The organism is Bacillus sp. FJAT-52991 (assembly GCF_037201805.1).
Taxonomy (GTDB): Bacteria; Bacillota; Bacilli; order Bacillales; family Domibacillaceae; genus Bacillus_CE; species Bacillus_CE kandeliae.
Window position 1 is genome coordinate 2,213,130 of sequence record NZ_CP147404.1, and the last position, 23,684, is coordinate 2,236,813.

Below are 23,684 nucleotides of genomic sequence, written 5' to 3' on the forward strand. Positions count from 1 at the left end.
ACTCCTAGTCTGTTAAAAATTGATAGTTTACCCACACGCTTTTTGCACGTGCGGATTCGTTTTTATATCGTAATTCGATTTTGTCCCCATGCATTAACTGATGTGCAACCATTAAAAAAAGCCCCTCTGGGAGCTCCTTAGTGTAGACAGATTCAACAATTAATCTACCGTTAATCGCTAAATCCCAATTATCCGTATCATCGTAACGAGAACATGCAATGGCGATGCTAATTAATTCCGATTCACGGTCTACTGTGTGAACATGGATAGCTGCCGGTGCTCCTGCTGTCACTTCAACACGAATCCCTTTAATAAAAGGCTGTGTTTTTGTTGGAAAAAAAGGGGCATCCAGTCGGCCACCACCTAAATAATTAATTTGAAAACCTTGCGACATCATGCCACCCCTTTACAAATCGTCGTCTATTTCTTCTCCTATATCTGGAAAATCGTTTCCAGCGTATATTAAGTCGTAGTTATACCGTGTTAACATCGTGAAATTTGGCGTCCATTCAAGTGACCACTTTTCTATTTTCCCGGTCTGTCGGTTAATGACAATAAAATGGTGTAAGATTCCCTTATTATTGTAATAAAGTTCATAGGTATAAACTTCATCACCCTCAACCGCAACCAAGAAGTTTCCTTGTCTTATTAATTGGCCGCCTTCTTTTACATTGTCTTGCTTGATAACATTAATATCTCCACCGATACCAGCACCACCGATAATCCTACGTCTTTGCCGCTTGAGCATGTACAATACAGGATCATATAGATTTCTTACAATTACACCAGCCATTTACGTCACTCCTTCAATTACCCACGTAGAACGCGGCCGCACTTTATAAAAACCTGTTGGTTCATCTACCTCAGTACGAGGGTAATTAATTGTTTGCACCATTGTTGTCACTCCCGTTGAGTCTGTAAAGCGCAAGTTAGCTGATAATCCATCTTTAGGACCTGCGGAGACCCCTTCGGTAATAATGACGTTTGACCCTACTTTTAAGTTAGCTGGCACGTTTACACTTTCGCCTAGTTTAATGTCCTTGGATCGTTGACCATTAATGATTAATGCTACTCGATCACCGGCTGATCCGCTTACAGTAAAATATCCCGCTCCAGCTTTCCTTGTGATCATAGGAAGATCTGATGGTGGTGGCGGCATCTTTTGTGGTGCAAATCCGATGTTCGATGACGCTTCAAGTATTTGGAAGAATCCAGACGTTGAAAAACTCGTTCGGATACCCCTCAGATGATAAGTTTGTGTGGTCGTAGAAATTTTTTCGCGAATGCCGACAATATCCCATAGCTCGATCGCTGGGTTGGCTGGAATAGCGATGGATAAGCGGCGCCATTTATATAACATTTGAGTGATATAAGCTCTTGCTGCTAAATGCCGTTTAGCTGGTGAATTCGCCCAAGGAACATCCAATTCTACTTCTCTTCGTTGACCCAATAGTATATCTTGCTCAATATATGAAGATGTAAAAGCACTCTTTGCTTCTCCGCACGTAACTAGAATTCGTCCATATAATTCTGTGTCATCCATTTCATATTCCAATTCTTTTATATGCAAATAATCATCCACAATAAAGTCAGCTGGATCGGAACGAGAATACTTTGGTAACTGTTGAAATTTTATTACACCATGTGAGTTTTCAGTTAGCGTATGAAATAAGCTGTTGACTACTTCTCTCACCACTTCATCAAATGCCTGTCCGCGCTTGCCTAGTTTTACACCTGTTTCGTAAAGTGTATTGGTTCCTGGTACATTGACAGGCGATCCTGTCACTTCTAATCCAGCTGTTTCAAGCAACGCTTTCACCGCATGATAAATATTGATGTTCGTTCTTTCTATAAAATATTCTCTACCTTTCGGCGGAAAAATTGTATTGGTTATGGCTCTTTTATATTTCGAACGACCCGTAATAGTGATCGTCTGTTCTTGAGCATTTATGCGAACATTATCAATGTAACCAGTAAGCATTTTCCTTATGTCATCGCCATACCCTAAGTGTATTTGTAATTCTGTGTTGGGGTAAAGTTGACGGAACCAAGCACTATCACCTACACCTCTCCAAACAAACCCTATCGGTCTTTTTCCCTTTGAATAATCAGGAGAAAAGAGACCATCCTTGTTTTCTAGCACAATAGTAAAGGTCTTTGCAGGAGACTCTGTCGTTTCGTCAATATCGATTGATAAAACATTAGGTAACCTTGCCCATTCAATATCAAAGTGACTATGCTCAGGTTTGGTCTTTCCCCAAAAACGATTTCTGACCATTACATATTGAGTAGGTCGCCTGCTTTCTCCAATTTGAAATTGATTTGTAATGGACTGAAAAAGATCGTCATTGATTACTCTCATTTTCCGTTCACTCCAACGCCAGCTCGTTCAGCACTATGAAGACAACATTTAACAATGTATAGCGGCCCTTTTCGCTGTGGATCTGTATCTTGTGGCATAAGTACCCCACCAAAAACGCCTGCGCTGTATTTTAATATCGTGAAGTTATCAATGTCGGCTATAAATGTATTGAAATCAGCAGTGTTGGTTAACACCACTTCAAAATCAATAATCGAACCAGACGGCCCAGTTCGTTGATATCGAGTGTATCCATCAAGAATCTTAAAGTTTTGGATTTCTTGTAGCGGTTTTGGTGGTGTAATACTTCCAATGCCACCGATGTAAGATTGTTCATGAAACACTGTACAAACAGTATGCTTAATATAAACTGTATCACCCGGTTTATATTTGTCATTAGTTTTAAAGGTAATAATACTTTCGCCTTCATCAACAAAAATATAGTGCCTTGTCCAAGTATAAGAAGCTCGCGCTGAAAAACGCTCAACGCCGTTGACTTCAACGATAAAATGTCCCATTCCGATCTCAGTCGTTTCCGTAAAAGCAACATTAGTAAGAAAATCAAAAGCGACCCAACCGGGCCGCTCGAAAGTTTGATTAATAGTATAAGATTGATTAGGGCCTGATCCAACTAAGACTGAGCCGCTTTGTGTATAAAAGTTAGTACCACGTCTGTATAGTTTCGCCATTCCATCACCTACTCCATTTGCGTTGCTTTAGTAAAGAAAATATCTGTGGCTATATTCTGTAGTTGTTGTTTTAAATTCTCCAACTCTTGCATTGTCGGCAAGTTTTGTACTTGTAAGATTAATTGCTCAATCCACAGTCCGCTCTCACCAGATTGTTGATACCCGCCACCAGGTTGGAAATAATTCGGATCAAAACTAGAGTCTATAGGAATATTGCTGGCGATCATACTTGCAAAGTCCATATCTGGCTCGTGAATATTCCACTTCATGTCTGTTTCCATAGCTGAAATGTCCGTTAAATTCTCCATAGCCTCTTCAACGAGTGGTTGACCATCCTCAATACCAAGAGCTTGCCCTTCTGGAACATGATAAGCTAAAGCTCTCATCACACGAGACGGCGAATGGATACCAAATTTCTTTTTGAACCATGCTATCGCATCATCAACAAGATTTCCCATAGCGTCCATAACCCACTTTGCTCCGCTGCTAATCCCTTTAGCTATCCCCCTTGCGACATCTACTCCTAAATTTGATGCTTTCTTAACAAATTTAGTAGCAGCCTTTAAAGCGGCATTGAAAGCAGAAACAACGGTAGACATAATTGCTTCAGCTAACTTTTTAGCTCCTGCAATAACAGCATTAAAAGCTGATATCACTCCTGATTTAAGGCGATTCACGATACTAATCACTGCATTTTTCATTGCTGTAAACGCTTGTACCACTGTGTTTTTTATGCGGATAGCGATATTTTTCAGAAAGTTATAGATAGATATCCAGATCATTTTAAGCCAATTCCATAACGCTGTTACGATATTGACTATCGCATTTTTCAACGCCAAAAAAGCAGACCGGACAGCGGCGTATATCCTCCGAGCGGTTACTGCTAAAAAGTTATATATGGATGACCAAATCATTCTTAAAAAAGAAGAAATAGCTTGCGTTGTAGTTACTACAACACTTTTGATAGCTGTAAAAATTGCACGAAATACGCCGAGTAATCTGTTTAGTAACGCTGAAAAGAACGAAACAATACCATTCCAAGCCATCTTTATTCCATTTGCCGTTGCCGACATAATATTTACTGCAGAAGATTTTATTTTATTAAAGATCCCGATTACAAATGACACTAAGGCGCTTAAAATACTCTTTGCAGTAGCAACAATGGAATTCCAAGTATTTGATAAAAAACTGACTATCGATCCGAAAATATTGCGTGTAGCTGAACTGATTTTATTCCAGTTTTGTACAATTAGATAAACTAACCCTACAACAGCAGCAATAATAGCGGCAATTGCTAAAGTCCATGGATTAAGTAGTAATGGTAACAAGGTACGACCGAATGACATAATAACAGACTTAAGAACGTTAAATATTTTCGGAATTCCAGCTAAAACTCCTCCTAACCCTTTAAATCCAGAGGTTACTCTTGCGATAGCTCCACTCATTCCGTTAAAAAGCCCTATCAGTCTACCAATTCCCCCGCTCAACATTCCTACTGCACCAGAAATACCGCTAAATAATGCCATTAATGACCCAAGAAACATCATTACTGGTCCTAGAGCAACAGCTAACAATCCAAAGATAGCAATTGCTTTTTGAACAGGACCAGGTAAAGCCTGAAAAAAGGACGTAGCTTTCTCAAGTGCTGATACAAGAATCGGTAATATGTCCTCTGCAATACTAAGTAGTGCTATTCCAAACGGTTCTAATGATGATTGAGCGGTACGCAAAAAAGAGGCTAACCGTGTACCAAAATTGTCATTGACTGCTTCACCTGCTTTTTCGGCAGCACCAGCAACTTCTCCTAGTGCATCTTTTGTTGGATCTAAGGCAAGTAAAGCTGAACTTTTAACATCTTCCCACTTCGTTCCAAAGAGAGCGACCCCTGCTTGATTCTTTTTTAATTCGTCATCAATCCCTGAAAGTGCGGTAATCGTAGCAAAAAAAGCGTCATTCGCTTTATCGCCACCTGCCGCAATGTCGGACATCATTTTTTGTCCGTCCATACCAATCATTTCATAACCTTCAGCAACACGTGTACCCGATTGCTCTGCTTCGATCGTAAACTCCTTTAAACTATCTGCTAGAACATCTGTATTTCGGGCACCAGCGTCTAAACCTTGAATTAAGAGGTTCATAGCTTCTTGAGATGACATACCTAATGCGGCAAATTGAGGTGAATATTCTTGGAAGGTGTCTAGCAAGTCATCTCCTTGTGATCCAGCCTTTTGTAAACCGACTGTCAACACATCCATGACATGTGTACCTTCCTCGCCGAAGTTTGTCATAGCAATACCTGCAGCACGAGTAGACTCTTCTACCCCAACACCGAAAATCTTTTCGAGGTTCATAGCGGCGGCCGTGACTTGCTCAAGTTCTTGCCCGTTAAGGCCTTGCATGTTTTGTGTAACCATCGCAATGTTTTTTGCAGCATCCGTCATCGTTTCGCCAAAGCCTTGTTTCCATAGGTTTTTTGCTGTTTCAGTTAAAGCCTCGGCTTCTTCTTTTGTTTTGCCTGTCTGTGCTTGTATTTGCCCCATTGCAGCTTCTGTATTGTTAGCGGCCATCATAGCAGCTGCCCCCATACCAGCAAGCGGCGCTGTAGCAGTTGCGGCGCTCTCTCCTAATTGACCGATAGATTCGCCTGCTTCTCCAAGAGTTCGTTGGATATCCGCCGCTTTTTGCTCTACTTTTTCAAGTGCCGATACAACTCTGTTAGCAGCTGATTCTGCACCGCTAGCATCAACATCGATTTTGACATCTACATTCTTAGCAGCAGCCTCAACCTTCTTTATCTGAGCAATTACGCCATTCAGTTCGGCTTCCGCATTGCCAACATCCAAACCAAGCTGCATATCGCGTTCAATTTGTTCGGCTAAGTCTTTTGCTTGCTGTTCGAGCTTTTTAGTTTCTTTTAAAGCTCTTTGCACATCAATATCAATGACTTTGCCGTCAAGCGCCTTTAATTCTGTTTCTGTTTCAGCGGCAGCCTTTTCGATTTTTTCTAGCTCTTTAAGAACACCTTTAGCGTCCATATCTACAGAAAGATCGATGTCCTTTAGTTCGTCTGAAAGCTTATCAAAAGCACGCTCCATTTTTGTGGCAGCTTCTTGTCCAGCTTTTTCAACCTTGTCAAATTCTTTCATGACACTATCTGTATCGACACCGATCTTCCCGAAGAGATCAAACAATTCTTGCATTAACTCTCACCACCCTTCAACATGCCAAGAATACTTTTAGCCTTCGACAGAGCCTCTTCTTTTGTCACGTGTTGTGGTTCCTCGCCTAAGTTCAGCATATTCAAGAACTCAGTGAAGTCCTTTCCGTTTTCTCCAGCTCGAAGGCGATAAGAAATCCATGCGTTGAATGCTTGTTCCTTGTAACGGTCTTTCTGTTCCTCATATCGATATTGTGTAATATCTTTAAACAACTGCATGACACGTGCGAGCGGTAACTGATAAAGCACATAATCATCTGTCCAACCGTAACGTGCTTGTATGCGGTCAATTGCCCGTCTTAACACTTCTTCACTTAGCTGTTGCTGTTTGTCACCTGCGCCATCATTGGAGCTTGTGTGTCCACTCCCGCGGTCTGCGGCATCACTTTGATTAGACCCGCGACCGCTTTGGTAAAAGTTTTTAAATCAGGGTGCTCAATTACAGCTTTAATAATTTCGACAAGGGCAACTGGCGGCATAGCTTCCACTTCTTCTGTTTTTACTCCTAATACCTTAGCAAAGAACGAAAATAACTCAGCTTGTGCATCTTGAAGGTTTAAAAACAATGCAAGAGCCGCTCCAATCATCGCTTCATTGCCACCGTTACCTTTGCTATTGTTAAAAGATGTGAAAGCACTAACAGCACGAGCTAACCCCACCTTTTTAATCACTCCCAAGAATGTAAAGGCGTCCACTGTTGTTAACCGGTTCATTTCGTATTTCTTTCCGTCAATCTCGATTTCTGGCATTTTTGCAATAATAGATTCCATTAGTATTCCCCCTTAGATTAAATAAATAGAAGGAGCCTGTTGGCTCCTTGTGATTATGGGTTGATAATGTAACTGAACTGTGCGACCGCTGATGTATCCGAACCAACGACAGCAATGGCTTTGATCGTTGTTGTCGCCGATACAGAAATAGCACCAGTGTATTCCGTTCCCGTACTAGGAGTCGGGATTGATCCGTCAACTGTGTAATAAATTTTAGATCCTGCCACCGCTGTCAAAGTAACTGATTGTGCACCCGTATACGTACCAGGTGCAGGAGATGCAACAGGCTCTGAGACAGGAGAACCACCTTTAGGATAAAGAATGTAGAACGGTATTTTGGTCGGCTCTTCTTCAGAATAACGTGATTCAAATTCAGCAGATAAAACCACATCTTCTTTTCCGTCACCCATCGGAAGGTTAAAAGCGTCTACCGTTCTTGCATTTTCTAAAACAACGATAACTGGGATTGATTTCCCTGTAATTTCTCCTACTAACGCTAAGTCATTAGATACAGTTGGCGCAATTTGACCATCATGACGAATAATGTCGTATTCATCGTTATGGGTAGCAATCTCGAAGTTAGGAAGCTTAAGCATAAGGTTCTCTTTCGTAATTTCAAGTAGATTTGTCTTGATACGAGCATTAGCAGCAGTTAACCACTCCATACCTTGTACAGCACCTAGTGCACCGTCTACTTCAACGGTATGATATTCAAGCTCCATCTCTACTTCATTTCCACCTTTTGTCGCTCCTAACAGTTCTCCGAATGTTGTTATATCGTTATGATCAAAGTTTGCTAGATCGAAATTTTTAAATAAAGCCCCGGGTCCGATCATCAAATTTTTAGATGACCCTTTACGTAAACCAGAGCGGTATTTGTATGACATATGGATTCCTCCTTTAAATTAAATCTTCACGTCCGTAATAAAAGATTATTTTCACATTCCGCCCCGACACCGATGGATCGCCGCTCGGAATTGGATATTGGCCATTATTAAAAGCAGCTATCGCATAGGGCATTAACTTTCGCCTGTGCAACAGCTGCTCGATTCGTTTCGCTATTCGTTTTACACCAGTAGGATCATTCTCAGCAAATACATCGAAACTGAGTGATAAGCGGTTTCTATGATCGCCATCAGGGTTATCGCCTTCATCACGAATAACGATATAAGGCATCGGGGTTCCCTGTGGAGATAAATCTTGTGTGATAGAGGGATACTTAATACCAGTCATCTCATCTTCAATCTCAGATACCCAGTTACGAATAGTCGGATCGTTTTCTAAAATCGATTGAATGTGATCAACAACGCTCATATTATCCCCCTCTCATGATTTCTTTGATCGTATTCCGCTCTTTTTCGTATGTGACGTAGAAATAGGGACGTGGCTGCATGCTGTACACTCGACCTAAACTGTCCTTACCAGTAAAGCCTAATTCCAATCGATTAGCATACGGAACGCCGCGCACACCGATATAAGCCTGAATATATTTTTTGTCGTAATCGAATTTAACAGCAAAGCTATTTCTCAATTGACCGAATAGCACAGCAGGAGATTCACCGGGAGCAGACGCTGTGTATGTTTTCGATTTTGTACCAGGTACTTTGTATTCGAACCCTTGCCCTTCTTTGCTTACCGTTTCGATCAACTCACCACGTAAATGGAAAGCTGCTTGTGCCACATTCTTTTCAACTTTGGAGCGAATGAATTGCTCTAATTTTTTCGTATCCATCTTAAATTGAAAGTCTGAGCGGCTCATGATGTCACCTGCATATAAACAATGTCATTAGAATCTACAAACTTGACTGTTAAATTCGTTTCTTCCAGCGGCGTTTCGTAATGGTGATCTAAAAAAGATGGATTACGTGGATCGGCAACAGCTTGATAGATCGTGCGACCTGCGCTGTGATAAAAAACAAGACGATCATCCGCTTTAATATCATCTGGCAAACTGTACATCGTAAATGGTGATAAGAACTGCTGCTGTTTTTCGGTTAAAACTTCATCACTTTTCGGTGTATTGGTTGATATACGGCATTTGATTTTCTTCAGAAAAACAAACTCTTCACGCCATAACGAACCATCCCGAAAGCGTTTCTTACGGTAGATTTCAATTTCATGAATAAGCTGCTTTTTGAAAATGCGCTGGCTCTTTTTAAGATTCATACTAGCACCCGCCGATACATATCAAGAGTCGTTCGAACATCTTCAGGCATCATACCGCCAGAATTAGCGCCTTTGGTATTCAGTGACCAATCACCAATTTTTAAAGCGGCAGCATCACTAATAAAACCATCCTCGTCAACAAAAAGAGAATCAATCAACTGCAAGCAAGCCCTCTCGATGTCATATGGTAACGTTCGGGGGGTATCGGGTGTTTCGTCCTCAGGAAGCACGTAACCGGCCTTATACACGACGTTCCCGCTTATTTCGCCGTCAATTATGCCGCTCACTTTATCAACTCTGATTCTTTTAGGAAATTCATCACCATTGAGCGACAACATTTCTATAACAGGGTAATGATCAAGAGTAAAGTCTCCTTGGCTAATGTACTGCGTATGTTCACCAACAGCAAAAAAGCGGCGGCAATACGTTTCAATCATGGCGCTGGCTTCGTTAATAGCCCGCTCCACTCCTGCTTCATCTGTTAAACCTAAGAACCGTTTAGCTTCTTCAACTGTTGTTAACGCGTTAGATGCAAGCATAGGCTCACCCCTTATTCATCTTCATTGGTTTTCTTTCTAGTAGAGCGGCTGACAGTTTCCTTTTCTTCCGTATCCATCACTTTCGTTTCATGCGCAGGTTTCGCTTTTGATCTAGTGATCTTTTCCGCTAGCCCCGCCTTAATCCAAGCTTCTGCTATATCCTGTTCTAGTTCCACCACATGTCCAGGTTGATGCACTCCCTTGGCACTTCCTACACTTCGTAACATTTTGACTTGCATATAAGCGCGGCACCTGTGTTTAGATGCCGCTTCCTCCCTTCAAATTATTGTTTTACTTTCAAGACACGGAATGCTTTCGGACGAACTACGCCACCGCCAACACGTGCTTTGGCTTTAAATCCTACAAGCCCCTCTTCTGCATACAATTCATTGATGCGAGTTAAAGTTAACCCTTGACGATCAAGGATTTGGTACCCTGCTTTGAAGTCGCCAAATACAGCAATATCCACACCTGCACCCATAGCATCGAAATCATCTTGCGTATAAACCGGTCTACCAAATAGCACGTTCGGAGTGCCAGCTTGAGCGGATGGTTGCCATACATAATCACCATTTCCATTTTTCAATGTACGAACTGTCATTTCTAATTCAGATGGCATCAAGAATACACCAGTATTGCGGTATTGTGCTGGAGTTGCGTACATCAAACGAATAATATCATCTAATGTGATTGCACTAGTAGCGGCTGTTTCTGTACGCTGTACATCGGTGTTTGTTAAAATACCTTCTGGTTGCAAATTAGAGTGACCTGTACCGCGCAAGAAAGCATATGCTTCTTTCTCAGCTCGAGCACGGCCAAATGATTCAGCCATGTATGCCTGTAAGTTAAGGTCCGTGTCCTCCAATTCATCCTCACCAATCTTCGTTAAACCATATAGGTTTTCTACATACAAGTATTCTTCATCTGGTGTAAGAGTAGATTCAAAGTCAGATAGTTTAGCTGCAGTCGTTTCAAGCTTGCCCCATCCCATCGTCACCTCGTTCATAGAACGGCGGCGGACACGGTTTGATGTTGTGTTTCGAGTAGCGGCAAGTTGTCGCATCACAACAAGCTTTGGCAATTCACGATAAATTGTTGTGTCCAAATCTTCCGGTACGATGATTTCGCCTGTCGCATCTTCCACAAGTGACTTTTGCTCTTTTGTTAATCCAGCTTTACCTTCGCGGAGGAATGTGAAAAAGGCGGTTTTCTTCTCCATAGCCTGCTCATCCGGTGTTCCTTTTTTTCCATCTTGACCAGGTGTATATCCACGATTATCTTTCGTCTCAATCGCATCAAGACGTGCTTTCGCTTCATCAATTGCTGTATTGATTTTTTCAAGCTCCGATTTTGTTTCTTGTGTGACTGCACCAAACTTCTTGATTTCTTTATCTTGCTTTTCAGCTGCTACCTTCATCGCTTCAAAACCGCTCTTGATTTGATCAGCTAATGTTTTTGACTCATCCCCATCAGCAAAGTATTGAATATTTAAACGCAAAAGCTCCTTTTGTGGTTGAATCATTTTAAATTTTTCCATGTTGTTCCTCCTAAATTTGTTTTTTGGGCATAAAAAATAGCCCCTCAATCGAGAGACTTAAAGTGTGTATCCAATAATGCGAATACCTTTGGCGTGCTTATGATTCAAGTTTTCGTCATAAGTAGCTTTATAGTATTCTAGTTTCTTTGCCAAGTTAGCTGGCGGATTAGTAATCAATTCAGGCTGTTCGAATCCTGGCATTTCCACAAACAGTCCCAAACCAATTTTCTTTTCTATACATTGTTTAGTTACTTTTTCAAGTTCTTGAATTGTATTCAATCCCATGTTAATCTCCCACCTTTGCAAACATTTTCATTTGTTCAACAAGACTAGCAATCTCTTTTTGCTCATCCTTAGTAAAATTTTTACCTTTGCTGTCGTCTCCTGAATCATCAGGTTCTACAGCGGATAATAATGATTCAAGCGATTCCACAGCCGCTTTCATAGCTTCAACGGCTTCCCTTACTGCTTTTTCGCTCTGCTTTGACAGTACACGACCAGCTTTTTGCTCCGGCGCATTTTTAGCAGCTGTGATGATGGCTCGATCATTAGCAGGAAATGTAACCGCACTGATTTCAAATAAGCTGATTTCTTTCAAATAGCGAATGCCGGTTTCGCTATCGTACTCGCGTTTGATCGTGTTATAGCCAATAGATAATCTATCAATCACCCTATCCTTCATCAATTGCATAGCTTCTTTACCTTTGTTGGTTTCGCTGATCTTAGCTTTAAAGTAAAGACCTATTTCGTCCTCTCGCAACTCAATAACCTTACCAATCGGTTTATCCCAGTTATGTTGCCAAAGGAATTTAATACGATCACCATTCTCTTGAATTGTTTTGGCGAATGCACCTTTCACAATGACATCATCGTATGCGTCAGGTTCTCCACCGAATGTGCTGGCATAACCTTCGACAATATTCGTTTCATCGTCTACCGCTTTGATCTCAAACGTTAATGATTTTTTCTCGATGTCAACAGGAGCGGTTGCTGACTTCATTTCAATAAATGTTTTCATACTATCCCCCTTTAAATCACATCATGTCTTTCAGTACAACGGCATTTAACCCTTTCTTTAGCTGGTAAACTTGGATCACCTGGAAACATCGCCTTAGCGCCGCCGACATCGTACAGCTCGTCCATTTCACGAGTTTGACCATTGGCCGCTTTGTGCGTGTCTCTCGTGCGATCACCACCAGCCGATAACCACGTTTTATTCAGCTCTAACCCTGTTGCTTTAGCTCCCATGCGATTTCCGTAATTACTAGCAGATATTACTTCTGTTCGAGCGATTGTCAGAGCCCGCTCTTTGCTGAACTCCTCACCGTAAAGATTTTGAATACGTTTAGCGGTATCTTGAATAGTTTCACCAGCGGCAACACTGTCACCAATCACAACTTTTAATCGCTCAATGGAAAAGGCTGATATCAACACAACCGCTTCCGCTACTTGCTCTGAGATGTATTCATGCATAAAAGCGAGTATTTCTGGAAACTCCTCTTCGAAAATAAATTTCTTTTCAAATGCCTTTCCCTTCGACTTCGCTTGTTCAGCTAGTCGATTATAATTGGACTCTGAAAACGCTTCTGACGTTGCTAGCCATGCGGCGGTTAATGTCTTTTTCCATTCTTGTTGTTGCTGTTCAATCGCTTTCTCAGTGGCCGCTTCTCCATCTTCTTTAAACGCAGAAATAACAACCTTCATTTCAGCTTCAAATCTTTTCTTCACAAGCTTTTCAGCAGATTTGATATATCCAATCCTCCGCCGCTCAATTTCAGCGATATAACGAGCGTCTGACGCTTTTCGCTCGATCTCAGCAGTTGCCTTAGTAAAAATATTCTCCGCTTGCTTGATTGGATCGTCTTCATTGTCAGCAGACTCATTATTTTGCTCGTTAATGTCGGGAAGCTCCGGTGCATCCTCTCCTTCTGGATACACACCAACAGGCACATAACGTACATTGCCACCATCGATGTCTTCATATCCTAAAGCCTGTCGGATTTCATTGACTGTGAGTATGTCTTTCATGCCACTCAACCGGGCCCATTTGGTGTCTGATGTTTCCTGTAACGCTTCGATTTGATCCACATCATAGCCAACAATAAGATTTTCACCGAATAGCGGCACCAGCTTGTGGTTCCATCCGCTGATGATCTTATCCAGTGTAGGCAGCACCGTTTCCATGTAAAAAGCCGCTCGCGCTTCCTTGTAGTTGTTATACGTTGAACTGTCTTGAATACCAACAATCTGAGGCGGTACACCAAAGACAGCACATATTTCTTCCCGCGTCATTTTGCGACTGTTGATGAAATCCATGTCCTTTGGTGACAAACCGAGCTGTTGCCATTCGAGCCCACCTTCAAGCAAATGTGCTTTACCAGCATTCTTCTTACCGCCAAACATTCGGCGCATCATCGCTTTTAAACGATTATATTGTGGCTCTGCTAAGGACTTTTCAGTTTTTAAAAAGCCGCTTGGAGCTGCATGGTTTTGTGTTAACGATGTGTTCCATTCAGCAGTTGCATTGTCCATATCAACCGTCTGCCTAGCTACTTGAATCGGGCCCATTCCATAGAAGTCATCCAGTGGAGAGAAAAACTTACTGTGAATGATCTTTTCATAGGGTGCATCCACATCTTTGCCGCTCACGGAATAGCGGAACGTTTTGATGTAGTTACCACCAGGCACAATCGTCACCCGATCGGGCCGCCAAGTCCATAGTTCAGTCGGTGCGCCACGGTTTGGACCATTCATTTCTTGATATGTGTTTCCTGACAACAACAAAAAAGCAATCAACTTTTCACGAAAGTCAATTGCAGATTCATGCGGATTAGGTTTATTTAGTAAATCGAGGAGAGGATGCTGTTCAATCTCAACAAGCTCTTTCCCTTTCTTTTGATACAGAACAATCGGAATGGAAGCGGCTGAACGAGCAATCGCCATGACACAACGATAGACCCATACATTCTTTTCAAACCCCTCTTTGGCTAGCTTATCGAATCTAGCAGGCGTTTGAGCAGGTTGCCCATTATGAAGAATCATGATTGAACTAGAGACCATCGACGCTTTGTAGCGCATGTTAAGCCAAAAGTTTTTGCTTATGTTCCTCACCTCCTTACAGTATGCGAATAGTAGGTACAGCTACTGACTCGCGTGTAAAAATACCATATCTTATGGCATCCAGTGCGTGATCAAACTGCTTCACTGGTTTATCCTCGCCGCGTTGAGCCGCTTTTTCATCCCACACATATGATGCAAATTCTCTTAATAAGTTTTTACATGATCGATGCACAAAGTGACGCATTTCAGATAGTGTGGAAGCTACTGTGCGGATACCATCAACCACGTCATTTTTAGCAGCTGTTACACTCAACTTCCCGTCTTGCTCAATCAGCGTTATTAGAGAAGCAGCTGACGGATCAATAATCACATCTGTTGTAGTATCTCCACAAAATTCAAGTAGATCTTGGTAATATTGTTCATCTGTCTTTTGTCTACCTTCTTTACGACCATCGTAGTAATACTCTTTCAAGTCATAATATGTTCGGACCCCATTTTCATCATAGGTAATCCCTTGCAAGATAAAAGAAGTAGGGTTTTTGGTACCATAGTCCACAACCACCTGATATTCATCGATTTTTTTCGGTATTTTATCAATGACATGATCGTCTTCGTTGAACATGTCATAAATGACTCCTTCTGCTAGCACCCATAACCCGAGAATATACCGCTTGTAAAAGACACCAGAATACATCCGGTAATAACGTTGCTTAGTTTCCTCATCAAGCGATAAGTTATCATCCATGATGAAGTGAATGTGCAACATCTTCTTTTCTTTTTTCTTATTCAACCATTTCTCTTTAAACCAATGATAAGGACCAGCTGGGTTACAGTTGAACCAAAATTTCGCTCCTTTAACAGAACAACGAGCGGTGGCCTGCGAGACGAATGATTCCGGCATAAGGGCTACTTCATCGAAGAACATGCCTGCTAATGTGATACCCTGTATCAAGTCTTGTGAGGACTCATCCTTCCCACCAAAAACATAAAAGTAATTAGTTCGACCTTTGTATGTGATCGTTAGCATGTTATCCGCTCGATGATCCTTCACCTTGTAGCCACGAGCCTTTAACATTCGTTTGAGCGGCCGTATCACATTACGACGAAAAGAGCCGATTGTTTTGCCGGCCATGCCAAAGTTCTCATCGTCAAAGCGATCCATCGCCCACATAACATAAGAAAGAGACATCACAACAGTTTTTCCGGCACGAACAGAGCCGTCACAGATAATACCGTCCTTGTCTTTATGAGGAGATTTATCACGCCACCACGTTAGGACTTTCTTTTGCTTTACAGAAAACGGTTTGAACTTGAATGGTGCCCGTTTCTTTTTACGTTTCGGATCAGCTGGAATGAGGAAGTTTAATTCTCTCTCTAGTTGTTCATTCTTCCTCTGCCTCGTCGTCTTCATCAGCCCACACCTCTTCCGTTACGCTATCTAGAGCTGCTTCAAATCCATCGTCTTCATAGTCTCCGATATCGTCATCACCACGAATTTTAGCGATTTCAGTATGCTTTTTCGCGATTTCCACTTTCGTTTTCTCAATTCCCAACTGCATCTGTTCAAGTTTCAAGCGGCGTTCATCATCAATATGGGCTAGCTCGTCAAATTGTCTAATCAGGCTACGCAGTTCACTCATTGCCCTGGACTGAGCATTAAGGAAAGTAGCGTGACGGTCCCAAGCGAACTGGATATCGTATTTATCAGCACCACTTTCCCCCCACCCCTCTTGGCTTTTCTCCTTGGCCATGTCGTCTTTATCCTCAACAAACATGATCTTCTGAGCTCTAATGATAGCAGCATACTGGATTTGTATCTGATCATAAATCAAATCAGCCGGGGAACGTTCTTCCATCGCTTTCATGATCTCGAGTGTTTCATCTGGAAGGAATTTCGCAAAGAAGCCGTGGGTGACAGCGTTCTGATTCCGTTTAGGGGCACCACCGTTGTTTCCAACAGCATTTTTATTTCCTTTTGGTGCTCCTGGTTGCCCTCTGGAACGTTTAAGAGCGCTCCCTTTGGATTTAGGAGCGCTCCCATTCAATTCATTATCCCACTTGTCTGTTGATTTCCATTTTCTAATCGTGCTACTCGTTACACCCATTTGTTCAGCAAGCTCGACTAACTTTAGTTCTCCGTTGCTTTTTAACCATAACTGCTTGGCTTCATCCCGTCTTGGATCTCTAGGTCTTGCCACGTCACATCACCACCACCTCCGAATTGAGTTGTTTTGGACATAGAAATTGGACATAGAAAAAAGCACTGATTAGGGTGCTTTTTCTTTCAATTATTGATATAATTCCCATACCTTTCGAGAAATTCCATGACTATTTCTAATTCCTTTATGTTACGACTTGCAATACAATCTTTTGCAATAGGTTCATGTATTCCTAATGAAACAAGGATTTCATATGCCTTTTTTTCTTCCACAGTGTAATATTCTAACATGATCAATACTCCTTTCTTGTTTCATAAAAGAAAAGCACCCCGAAGGGTGCTTTTCCATTATTACTATTATGTTATGTAAAAAAGTATATTATTCTCTTTTTCGCTTTTCTACAATCTGAGCTATCTGTTCGTCACTTAACCGATTACTATATGTACCTCTAAGTGTATGGTCTATTGTTCGGCGGAAATTTCGAATTAATTCTCGTTGTTCTCTTGTAGTATTTATTGCGTACTCTTTGTATGTTAAATTTTCTCCTGTGATTTCTTTTTCAATGATCATTTTATTGCTAGGTTCATACGCAACTATTTTTTTATGCTTTTTCACATACTTTTTTCTTACTAAATCTGTATCGTTCTCCTTATGAAATTTTTTCCTCCAAGAAAAAACAACCTTTGAGAGATATTCTTCAACAGTAAACAAATATTTCTGTACAACTATTGATTTAGGAATTAACAGCAGTAAAGAACCATTCGCCATTAACGCTCGCTGATTAACTGTTTTCCAGTTTAAAGTTTCTGCATCCCAAGCAACACCAATTTCAACAGGTACTTCTGTTAGCTCAAAACCATAAATATTACTTTGTTCAATCGTATATTCAGCTAATTTTTCTCTTAACAAATTAGTTACTAAATCCGACATTCTATCTTCAGCAAAATCTTTCACAAAAATGGTTAAATCACTATATTCACTAATTAGCTCGTCTCGAAATAAACCTTGGTCAATTACGTGGCGAAAAACTTCAATTAGTTTTTCAGATGAAGTCCCCTTTCCTTGAGGCTTATTTTGAGATACTCCAAGTTTTGTCTCATTTGGTTCATGAGCATTCTTTAACAACGATTCTGCTGCTTCTATCTTTCCTTCCCTATATAAAGTAAAAACCCTGTCAAAAAAGCTATTAATAATTCTTGCCGACTCCTGAAACCACCTTCCTTCTTGTACTTCAATTTGTGATGGATCTATATACAATGGAACATCCTTGTTAATAAGACCATCTAAAAAATCTAAGTCTGCTTGAGTTACATCTTCTAATTCGAAATACTCGCTAAACTTCAATTCAAACCCCTCCTTTATCAAAATCATTCGACAAAAGGATATATTTTCCTTCTTGATTCCTAATATTTCTCATATGCTAGAATAATTGAGTAATCATAATGAGAAGGTGATCATCATGGAAGAGAAAAAAGAATATGATTTGAACATTGTTTACGACTACAATGAATACCTCGATATCTCCGCTGGTCGCTGCGATAACTGCGGTAAGTTCAGTCCACAATTACGTATTTTTACACGAATGTGGACTGAAGAAGAAAATTTGACCCTATCAATTGATGGGGTTTTTATTTTTAATAGAAAAACGCTACCGCAAGGATGGCGAAATTATTCTTCTCATATATGTATCAATCGTAAGACAAAAAATAGAATACCTTACGAATAGACACTCGGTTGTGGATAAATTGGTGTAATTGTGGTATTATGGTAATGTGGAATCGTTTTAGAAAGGGTTCATCGAAAGGATTTCGAGGGCTTATATACATATTTCTACCAAGCCCGTCAGTACATCATCGGGGCTTTTTTTAATTCTAACAAGGGGGGAGTTTGTTATGGGCATGAGAGAATTAGCAAACCATATTATTGCAGTTGGAAAAACCCACAGTTTACCTGTAACAAATTTACAACTACAAAAGGTAATGTTTTTCGCATTAGGGATGCATTTGCGTAGATCCGATATTGATGATTTGGCTATCGAGACCTATGATATCCCCTTTGATAAATGGCAATATGGACCAGTGGTCGAATCAATTTATTATCGTTTTAACCACTTAAAAGACAAGGATATCACTAAAGATTTTCAAGGAATTTATCAAGATGAATACAGTGGTTGGGATCAAATGATCGCCCAACTGTTACAAATTGATGTTTTTGAATTAGTTCGCGTGTCACATGATATGCCATCTTGGGCAGACAATGAACAAGATATACTTTCGAGAAATTTTGTTGAAAGCTATACTTTAGATGAGATACACAAGGACTTTACAAGATGAACAATAATGTACAGGAAGAAAGTTTTTTAGAAGTTTTAGAAGAACTAATCCAGACTTTTTCTTCTGAAAAGATAAATGATTCAAAAGAAGAAAAAGATTTTTCGATACAATTTATTATTGACCTTGATAATAGATCCAAACATTTAAATGCCAATATGGATGAAAAGGGAAAACAAAAGAAAGACAATAAATTAAAAAGATCATTTTATACATTTATGCAAAAACTTGAAAAGACTTCATTTGACTATGAAATCATTCCCTATGACAAGATAACAGAATGTGTATTTGAAAACACACCAGAAGAAATTTTGTTTAGTTTCACTGCTGATTTGCGCAAACGGGGAGAACAATATTTTAATGAAGGTAACTGTATAAATACCGCTAATTTAGATGATGCCAAAAAGAAATTTTATAAGATCCTACGTCATATAGACCTAGCAATTGTACAAAAAACTAATTTCACTACACTAAAAATCAAAGAAATGGATGAACTAAAAAAAGATTATCTTCAATTAAATGAAAGTTACTCACGATTAAAAGAAGAAGCCGAGGCTCAATACAAAGGCCTATTAACTCAATTTATTTCTATTTTAGGTATTTTCGCAGCTATTTTAATGGGGGCTTTTGGTAGCATTCAAGGCTTCACTAGCCTCTTTAATAATGCTCATAAACTCAGTATTGGTGAAATTTTGATAATAAGCTCAATCGGTTGTTCCGGAGTTATTTTGATTTTATTCTTTTTATTAAATGGGATAGCAAAGATGACGGGTCTTAGTTTATCAAGTAATACCAATAGCAATAAAATTAGAGAAAAACACCCGACATTAGTAATCACACACTTTATCCTAATCTTACTCCTATTAATAGGGAGTGCCTTAATATTAAGTAACACTCACATCAAATGGGCTTGGCAAGGAATCTTTTTCTTAATGCCTGCTTTATGGTTATGGTTTGGTTTAACTTTTCATTTCAAGATTTGGTCATTTAAAGAGAAGACTACAGGAAAGAGTGAAGATGGTACCAAAACAACATTTTATTACCCAAGGGATAAAAACAAAAAAGAAGCAGGGCTATAACCTTGCTTCTTTTTTATACATATTACTTACCCACAAAGGAATAAGTTACTTTCTAATTCACGTTCAATTTTCTGTTTCGCTCGTTCTACATTTTTTTGCACAGTTCCTTTTTTCACTCCCATTAACTCACCTACGTATTCAAAAGTTAGTCCTTCGCATTGTGTCATAATGAAGCAATCTTTCTCCCTATGTGTAAGTGATTGCAAGGCGTTTAGGATGACCTCATTGCTAGAGATTACATCATTGTATTCTTGATAATCTACTTTGTCATGCAACAAAGTTAACTCTATTTTATCTAATACCTGCTGATTAACTAGGTACACATCACTTCGATCTGCTCCACGCATTGCATCTGGATTCCGGCCAGACACCATCCACTGAATAGCAAACTCCACGTCACTAATCATGCTATTGATCATCGACTTATCTTGTTGATCCAGCTCTGATAATTCTTCTTCAGCTTCGATAGCGGCCTTCATTTTTTTCAGTTCTCTTAATGATTGTTTATATTCAAAAATAAGTGTTCTCATATTGATCCTCCTTATCGTTGTCTAAATGATCCACGGTGGCGCTTATATGTCGGTCTGCCTGTACCCATCAAGTACCTCAATTCGCTCTCAGATAAAGACTCCGGCTTCCTGACAGGCTGTTTCTTCCACTTCTTTTTCTTTTGCTTCACTTCTTGATGATGCCGTTTCCACTCTTTCAGCTGCTCCTTCAAGCTTCGGTTCATCTCGATCACTCCTTTTGGCAAATAAAAAAGGACACCAAGCTCTAAAGCAGCTGTAAAGCTACTCTAAAGTTTTGGTGTCCTTCAGATGGCTGAGAGAACTATTGTTTATTAATTAACATCGTTACAATCTTTATTGTAAAGGGTTTGAACGCTTTGCAAAAAAGAAACATATTTTATCTGTTGACTTTGTTTTTTATTCCTATAATAAAGAAAAAATGAAAAGAATATTAATATAATAGCAATACCTATTAATAAAGCATCTACCACTTCCGAAAAGACAGAATTATATCCATCAATTATATTATCGAATCTGGGTTTTTCTTTTTTTAATTCCTCTTCTATCAGCTTTAATGTTGTAGAATTACTCCAATTCAACAACGCTCCTAACAAAACATTAATGACAGTAAAAATTATTGTGAAAAGTGGGATATAGAGAGATAAATAATTATTTGTGAAAAATACTCCGCCTTCTTTATACCCACTCATCTCGTTGTACAAATAATTTACTTCATCTATTGTATGACCTGATTTAAATTTATGTGTAAATTCAATTTTATCTTTTAGTGTATCCCCTAACAAATATTCTTTTTCAATCGTTTTCATATATTCAAAAGAAGTTTTTGAATTGATTTTTATCTGTTCTAACCTCACTTTATTCATTCGCAAAGTTAAGTCTTCCTGATTTTTCATTTTACGATTTTGGTACTGAATAGCTTTATATGACATTATGATAAAAGATACCCCTAGTGCCACGAGTGTAAAAGCATCTGAATATTTCTTTAAAATGTCTATACCAAAAGGGTACATTGTTAAAAATGCAGGTAATAAAAAAAGAAATAACACCCCTAACATCTGACAGATGTAATGTGCGATTGCATCTGACTTCTTCACAGATGTCTCACCTACTAATATAAAATCTGACAAAACAAAACAAAACCCTGATAACGTTGCTCCTATTACAAACTGGTTCGGTACAGGCTTTACGGAATCAATTAAACCTAATAGGATTAGTGAAAAACCAATAAAAAATGTTGTTTTACCTCCATCGCTTTGCAGTTTCTCTATATCAAATTGTTCTTTTTTATTACTTTTAAAAAAACTCAAAACTTTTCCCCTTCTTCCCGTCTCATCCGCTTCATATACTTAATAACAGCAGCTCATTGTTTCTCAGCTTCAACTTATTAACATCGGATTTCTCATCAAGTACATGCATTTTCTTATGACAATTTGGACATAACGCTATTGTATTCTCTATAGAATCATCTCCACCACGAGAAAGCCACTCGATATGATGCACTTCAAGATAAGGATTGTTCTGTTTATCTTTAAAAGGTGCTGGTTGATCACATAATTGACAGATGCCTCGAGCCATTCTCAAGGAAAGTGCTTTTACATACTGATTTCTAATGTAAACTGTGCCTTCTGATGTTTTTCTTGTCGATGCTTTTTTAGAACCTTCTTTGGCTCTCTTTAAAAGCTCTTGATCTGATAATCTTTTTAATTTTTTCTCTTTCTTTTCTTCTGTTTCTTTGATTAAGCTTTTGGGAACATGCCAATTTTGATCGATGACCTTAATTGGAAAAATCCATACCTTCCTGCTCGCACCATCTGCTCCATCCTGTAGCTCTTGATAAAGATCACCTATCAGCTTTACTTCCCCATGAAATGTATATTCTTTTTCTTTAAAAACTTCAAATAGATAAACCTTTATATCCGAATGATTAGAGTTATTAAGGGTTTTATTCTGCTGGAATTCTAAACTCTGATCTCCACTCTGTCCCATACCAGTATAGTGCAGAATTTCCCCTTCCCATCTATCGTTATAGAGAGTTTTATCGGCATGTGTGACTAAAACTAAGGAATTTGTTGTTAGAGACCTTCTCATTCCTCCCTGAGGAGCACATTTGAAAATTGATGCTAACTGTTGATTATCGATGACCTGACCAGATCTAAGACTTGAAATATCCATAAACGCTAAATCTCATCTCCTTCCTCACGCTTCATACGTTTCAATTACGTCAATGGTTTACGATGATTTAATAGCATAAGCATAGTAGAGATAATCTAGATCAATTTCTATACCATAGTTTTTCAATACCTTTTCACGTTGTTTAAAAAGGATTTGCAAAAGTAATTGTTTTTCTTTTTTCTGCGAATGATGTATTTTTCTATGACAGTTGGGGCAAAGACTTACAATATTCCCTACAACATCTAAGTTATTTTCAAATTCATGCTGCACCTTTAATGGAATCAAATGATGGGCTTCCATGTATTGCTTTCCACTACTTGCTGACAAAAAGCTTTCATGCGAATCATCAATCTCACACATGAAAGATGCTTTTTTAATGGCGACTTTCGCTTTTTTTGCATCGCGTGGCCAAACTTCTTTCCCTTCTTTTTGACGAGGTTTCTTTCTCTTTTCTGGCTTTTCTGGAACATTAGTATCTACGTCTTTATAATCTGAATCCAAGGACTGCTGATAATTATCTAATTCATCTTCATCCTCTGATAATCTAAAAGAGTTGTTTAAAGTTGAAACCATATGGTCAATACTCTCATACTTTTTTAATTTTATATCTAATAGATCCTTCCTTACATTACTAAAGCCTTGAGGAGTGAAATTTAACTTGTAGCCAAAAAAAGCAGCAAACTCTTCTGCACTAACCTTGATCGGCTTTAGATCTTTAATAAAGTAGATGTACTCCCACGAGTTACCTTGCTTGTTCTCTCCCCAGATAATGCTAGCAATCTCTTTGTTCTGTGTTTTGCCAAAAATAGTACCATAGTATAAAAAATCACCTTGGGAATACGCTAATATTCTATCTCCTGATTCAAGTTTATTCCATCTCGCTATATTTCCACTCCCAGGAACAGCTCCCCACATATATACATATTCATCAGCTGAATTATCTTTTAGCATCTGTAGTACTTCATCATCTCTTATCAAATGTAAAAGAGGACCTATAGGATATGGATTTTGTATTGTGTCGTGAAAATGAACTTGAGCATTTTTATCACTTGCAGTAAAGTAATATAGCATGACTTT

At 39.4% G+C, this 23,684-nt stretch carries 29 protein-coding genes; 3 read left to right on the forward strand and 26 right to left on the reverse strand.

What is annotated here, in order from left to right; all coding sequences use genetic code 11:
* Positions 1–4 precede the first annotated feature (4 nt).
* From WDJ61_RS11325 to WDJ61_RS11425, 21 genes are all read right to left on the reverse strand, one after another.
* Positions 5–394 (reverse strand): Low copy number virion structural protein, encoded by a 390-nt coding sequence (locus WDJ61_RS11325; protein ID WP_338749772.1) that lies wholly within the window; start codon positions 392–394, stop codon positions 5–7.
* Between the two features lie 12 nt (positions 395–406).
* Positions 407–793: a hypothetical protein gene (locus tag WDJ61_RS11330; RefSeq protein ID WP_338749774.1), complete on the reverse strand. Its 387-nt coding sequence runs from the start codon at positions 791–793 to the stop codon at positions 407–409.
* Positions 794–2,362 carry a hypothetical protein gene (locus WDJ61_RS11335; RefSeq protein ID WP_338749776.1) on the reverse strand — a complete coding sequence of 523 codons (1,569 nt, stop codon included), beginning with the start codon at positions 2,360–2,362 and terminating at the stop codon, positions 794–796.
* Complete coding sequence (locus tag WDJ61_RS11340; protein ID WP_338749778.1) at positions 2,359–3,048, reverse strand: hypothetical protein; 690 nt, start codon at positions 3,046–3,048, stop codon at positions 2,359–2,361. The genes WDJ61_RS11335 and WDJ61_RS11340 overlap by 4 nt, the downstream gene beginning before the upstream one ends.
* 8 nt (positions 3,049–3,056) lie before the next feature.
* A complete protein-coding gene (locus tag WDJ61_RS11345) occupies positions 3,057–6,248 on the reverse strand; it encodes a phage tail tape measure protein (RefSeq protein WP_338749780.1) in 3,192 nt (1,063 codons plus the stop codon).
* Positions 6,248–6,571 carry a hypothetical protein gene (locus tag WDJ61_RS11350; protein ID WP_338749782.1) on the reverse strand — a complete coding sequence of 108 codons (324 nt, stop codon included), beginning with the start codon at positions 6,569–6,571 and terminating at the stop codon, positions 6,248–6,250. The genes WDJ61_RS11345 and WDJ61_RS11350 overlap by 1 nt, the downstream gene beginning before the upstream one ends.
* An 8-nt stretch (positions 6,572–6,579) precedes the next feature.
* Positions 6,580–7,035 (reverse strand): hypothetical protein, encoded by a 456-nt coding sequence (locus WDJ61_RS11355; protein WP_338749784.1) that lies wholly within the window; start codon positions 7,033–7,035, stop codon positions 6,580–6,582.
* 53 nt (positions 7,036–7,088) lie between these two features.
* Positions 7,089–7,922 carry a chitobiase/beta-hexosaminidase C-terminal domain-containing protein gene (locus WDJ61_RS11360; protein WP_338749786.1) on the reverse strand — a complete coding sequence of 278 codons (834 nt, stop codon included), beginning with the start codon at positions 7,920–7,922 and terminating at the stop codon, positions 7,089–7,091.
* Between the two features lie 13 nt (positions 7,923–7,935).
* On the reverse strand, positions 7,936–8,349 hold the full coding sequence (locus tag WDJ61_RS11365) for a DUF3168 domain-containing protein (RefSeq protein WP_338749788.1): 414 nt from the start codon (positions 8,347–8,349) through the stop codon (positions 7,936–7,938).
* 1 nt (position 8,350) lies between these two features.
* The gene (locus tag WDJ61_RS11370; RefSeq protein ID WP_338749790.1) at positions 8,351–8,794 is read right to left on the reverse strand and encodes a hypothetical protein; all 444 of its coding nucleotides are present in this window, start codon (positions 8,792–8,794) and stop codon (positions 8,351–8,353) included.
* On the reverse strand, positions 8,791–9,201 hold the full coding sequence (locus WDJ61_RS11375) for a hypothetical protein (protein ID WP_338749792.1): 411 nt from the start codon (positions 9,199–9,201) through the stop codon (positions 8,791–8,793). Before WDJ61_RS11375 ends, WDJ61_RS11370 begins: the two co-directional genes overlap by 4 nt.
* Entirely contained in the window at positions 9,198–9,740 is a 543-nt protein-coding gene (locus WDJ61_RS11380; RefSeq protein ID WP_338749794.1) for a hypothetical protein, read from the reverse strand. Before WDJ61_RS11380 ends, WDJ61_RS11375 begins: the two co-directional genes overlap by 4 nt.
* A gap of 11 nt (positions 9,741–9,751) precedes the next feature.
* On the reverse strand, positions 9,752–9,979 hold the full coding sequence (locus tag WDJ61_RS11385) for a hypothetical protein (protein ID WP_338749796.1): 228 nt from the start codon (positions 9,977–9,979) through the stop codon (positions 9,752–9,754).
* Between the two features lie 44 nt (positions 9,980–10,023).
* Positions 10,024–11,277, reverse strand: coding sequence for a phage major capsid protein (locus tag WDJ61_RS11390; protein ID WP_338749798.1), 1,254 nt, complete (start codon positions 11,275–11,277; stop codon positions 10,024–10,026).
* A 57-nt stretch (positions 11,278–11,334) separates the two neighbouring features.
* Entirely contained in the window at positions 11,335–11,562 is a 228-nt protein-coding gene (locus WDJ61_RS11395) for a hypothetical protein (RefSeq protein ID WP_338749800.1), read from the reverse strand.
* A 1-nt stretch (position 11,563) separates the two neighbouring features.
* Complete coding sequence (locus tag WDJ61_RS11400) at positions 11,564–12,295, reverse strand: HK97 family phage prohead protease (RefSeq protein WP_338749802.1); 732 nt, start codon at positions 12,293–12,295, stop codon at positions 11,564–11,566.
* Positions 12,296–12,306: 11 nt separating this feature from the next.
* Positions 12,307–14,355, reverse strand: a complete 2,049-nt coding sequence (locus tag WDJ61_RS11405; RefSeq protein WP_338749804.1) for a phage portal protein — start codon at positions 14,353–14,355, stop codon at positions 12,307–12,309.
* A gap of 37 nt (positions 14,356–14,392) precedes the next feature.
* Positions 14,393–15,748 carry a PBSX family phage terminase large subunit gene (locus WDJ61_RS11410; protein WP_338749806.1) on the reverse strand — a complete coding sequence of 452 codons (1,356 nt, stop codon included), beginning with the start codon at positions 15,746–15,748 and terminating at the stop codon, positions 14,393–14,395.
* Positions 15,720–16,535, reverse strand: a complete 816-nt coding sequence (terS, locus tag WDJ61_RS11415) for a phage terminase small subunit (protein WP_338749807.1) — start codon at positions 16,533–16,535, stop codon at positions 15,720–15,722. Before terS ends, WDJ61_RS11410 begins: the two co-directional genes overlap by 29 nt.
* A gap of 86 nt (positions 16,536–16,621) precedes the next feature.
* A complete protein-coding gene (locus WDJ61_RS11420; protein WP_338749808.1) occupies positions 16,622–16,786 on the reverse strand; it encodes a hypothetical protein in 165 nt (54 codons plus the stop codon).
* 88 nt (positions 16,787–16,874) lie between these two features.
* On the reverse strand, positions 16,875–17,840 hold the full coding sequence (locus tag WDJ61_RS11425; protein WP_338749810.1) for a hypothetical protein: 966 nt from the start codon (positions 17,838–17,840) through the stop codon (positions 16,875–16,877).
* A 115-nt stretch (positions 17,841–17,955) separates the two neighbouring features.
* Between WDJ61_RS11425 and WDJ61_RS19105 the strand changes: the two genes are divergently transcribed.
* From WDJ61_RS19105 to WDJ61_RS11440, 3 genes are all read left to right on the forward strand, one after another.
* Positions 17,956–18,222 (forward strand): hypothetical protein, encoded by a 267-nt coding sequence (locus tag WDJ61_RS19105; protein ID WP_413789008.1) that lies wholly within the window; start codon positions 17,956–17,958, stop codon positions 18,220–18,222.
* A gap of 166 nt (positions 18,223–18,388) precedes the next feature.
* On the forward strand, positions 18,389–18,829 hold the full coding sequence (locus WDJ61_RS11435) for a Panacea domain-containing protein (protein WP_338749812.1): 441 nt from the start codon (positions 18,389–18,391) through the stop codon (positions 18,827–18,829).
* Entirely contained in the window at positions 18,826–19,905 is a 1,080-nt protein-coding gene (locus tag WDJ61_RS11440) for a hypothetical protein (RefSeq protein WP_338749814.1), read from the forward strand. Before WDJ61_RS11435 ends, WDJ61_RS11440 begins: the two co-directional genes overlap by 4 nt.
* A gap of 26 nt (positions 19,906–19,931) precedes the next feature.
* Here the strand turns inward: WDJ61_RS11440 and WDJ61_RS11445 are convergent, their stop codons facing one another.
* The 5 genes from WDJ61_RS11445 to WDJ61_RS11465 all read right to left on the reverse strand — a co-directional run bounded on the left by WDJ61_RS11445 (position 19,932) and on the right by WDJ61_RS11465 (position 23,678).
* The gene (locus WDJ61_RS11445; protein WP_338749816.1) at positions 19,932–20,435 is read right to left on the reverse strand and encodes a sigma-70 family RNA polymerase sigma factor; all 504 of its coding nucleotides are present in this window, start codon (positions 20,433–20,435) and stop codon (positions 19,932–19,934) included.
* A gap of 11 nt (positions 20,436–20,446) precedes the next feature.
* The gene (locus WDJ61_RS11450) at positions 20,447–20,638 is read right to left on the reverse strand and encodes a hypothetical protein (RefSeq protein WP_338749818.1); all 192 of its coding nucleotides are present in this window, start codon (positions 20,636–20,638) and stop codon (positions 20,447–20,449) included.
* Between the two features lie 108 nt (positions 20,639–20,746).
* The gene (locus WDJ61_RS11455; RefSeq protein WP_338749820.1) at positions 20,747–21,742 is read right to left on the reverse strand and encodes a hypothetical protein; all 996 of its coding nucleotides are present in this window, start codon (positions 21,740–21,742) and stop codon (positions 20,747–20,749) included.
* A 31-nt stretch (positions 21,743–21,773) separates the two neighbouring features.
* A complete protein-coding gene (locus WDJ61_RS11460) occupies positions 21,774–22,607 on the reverse strand; it encodes an HNH endonuclease (RefSeq protein ID WP_338749822.1) in 834 nt (277 codons plus the stop codon).
* A gap of 57 nt (positions 22,608–22,664) precedes the next feature.
* A complete protein-coding gene (locus WDJ61_RS11465) occupies positions 22,665–23,678 on the reverse strand; it encodes an HNH endonuclease (RefSeq protein ID WP_338749824.1) in 1,014 nt (337 codons plus the stop codon).
* Positions 23,679–23,684 lie beyond the last annotated feature (6 nt).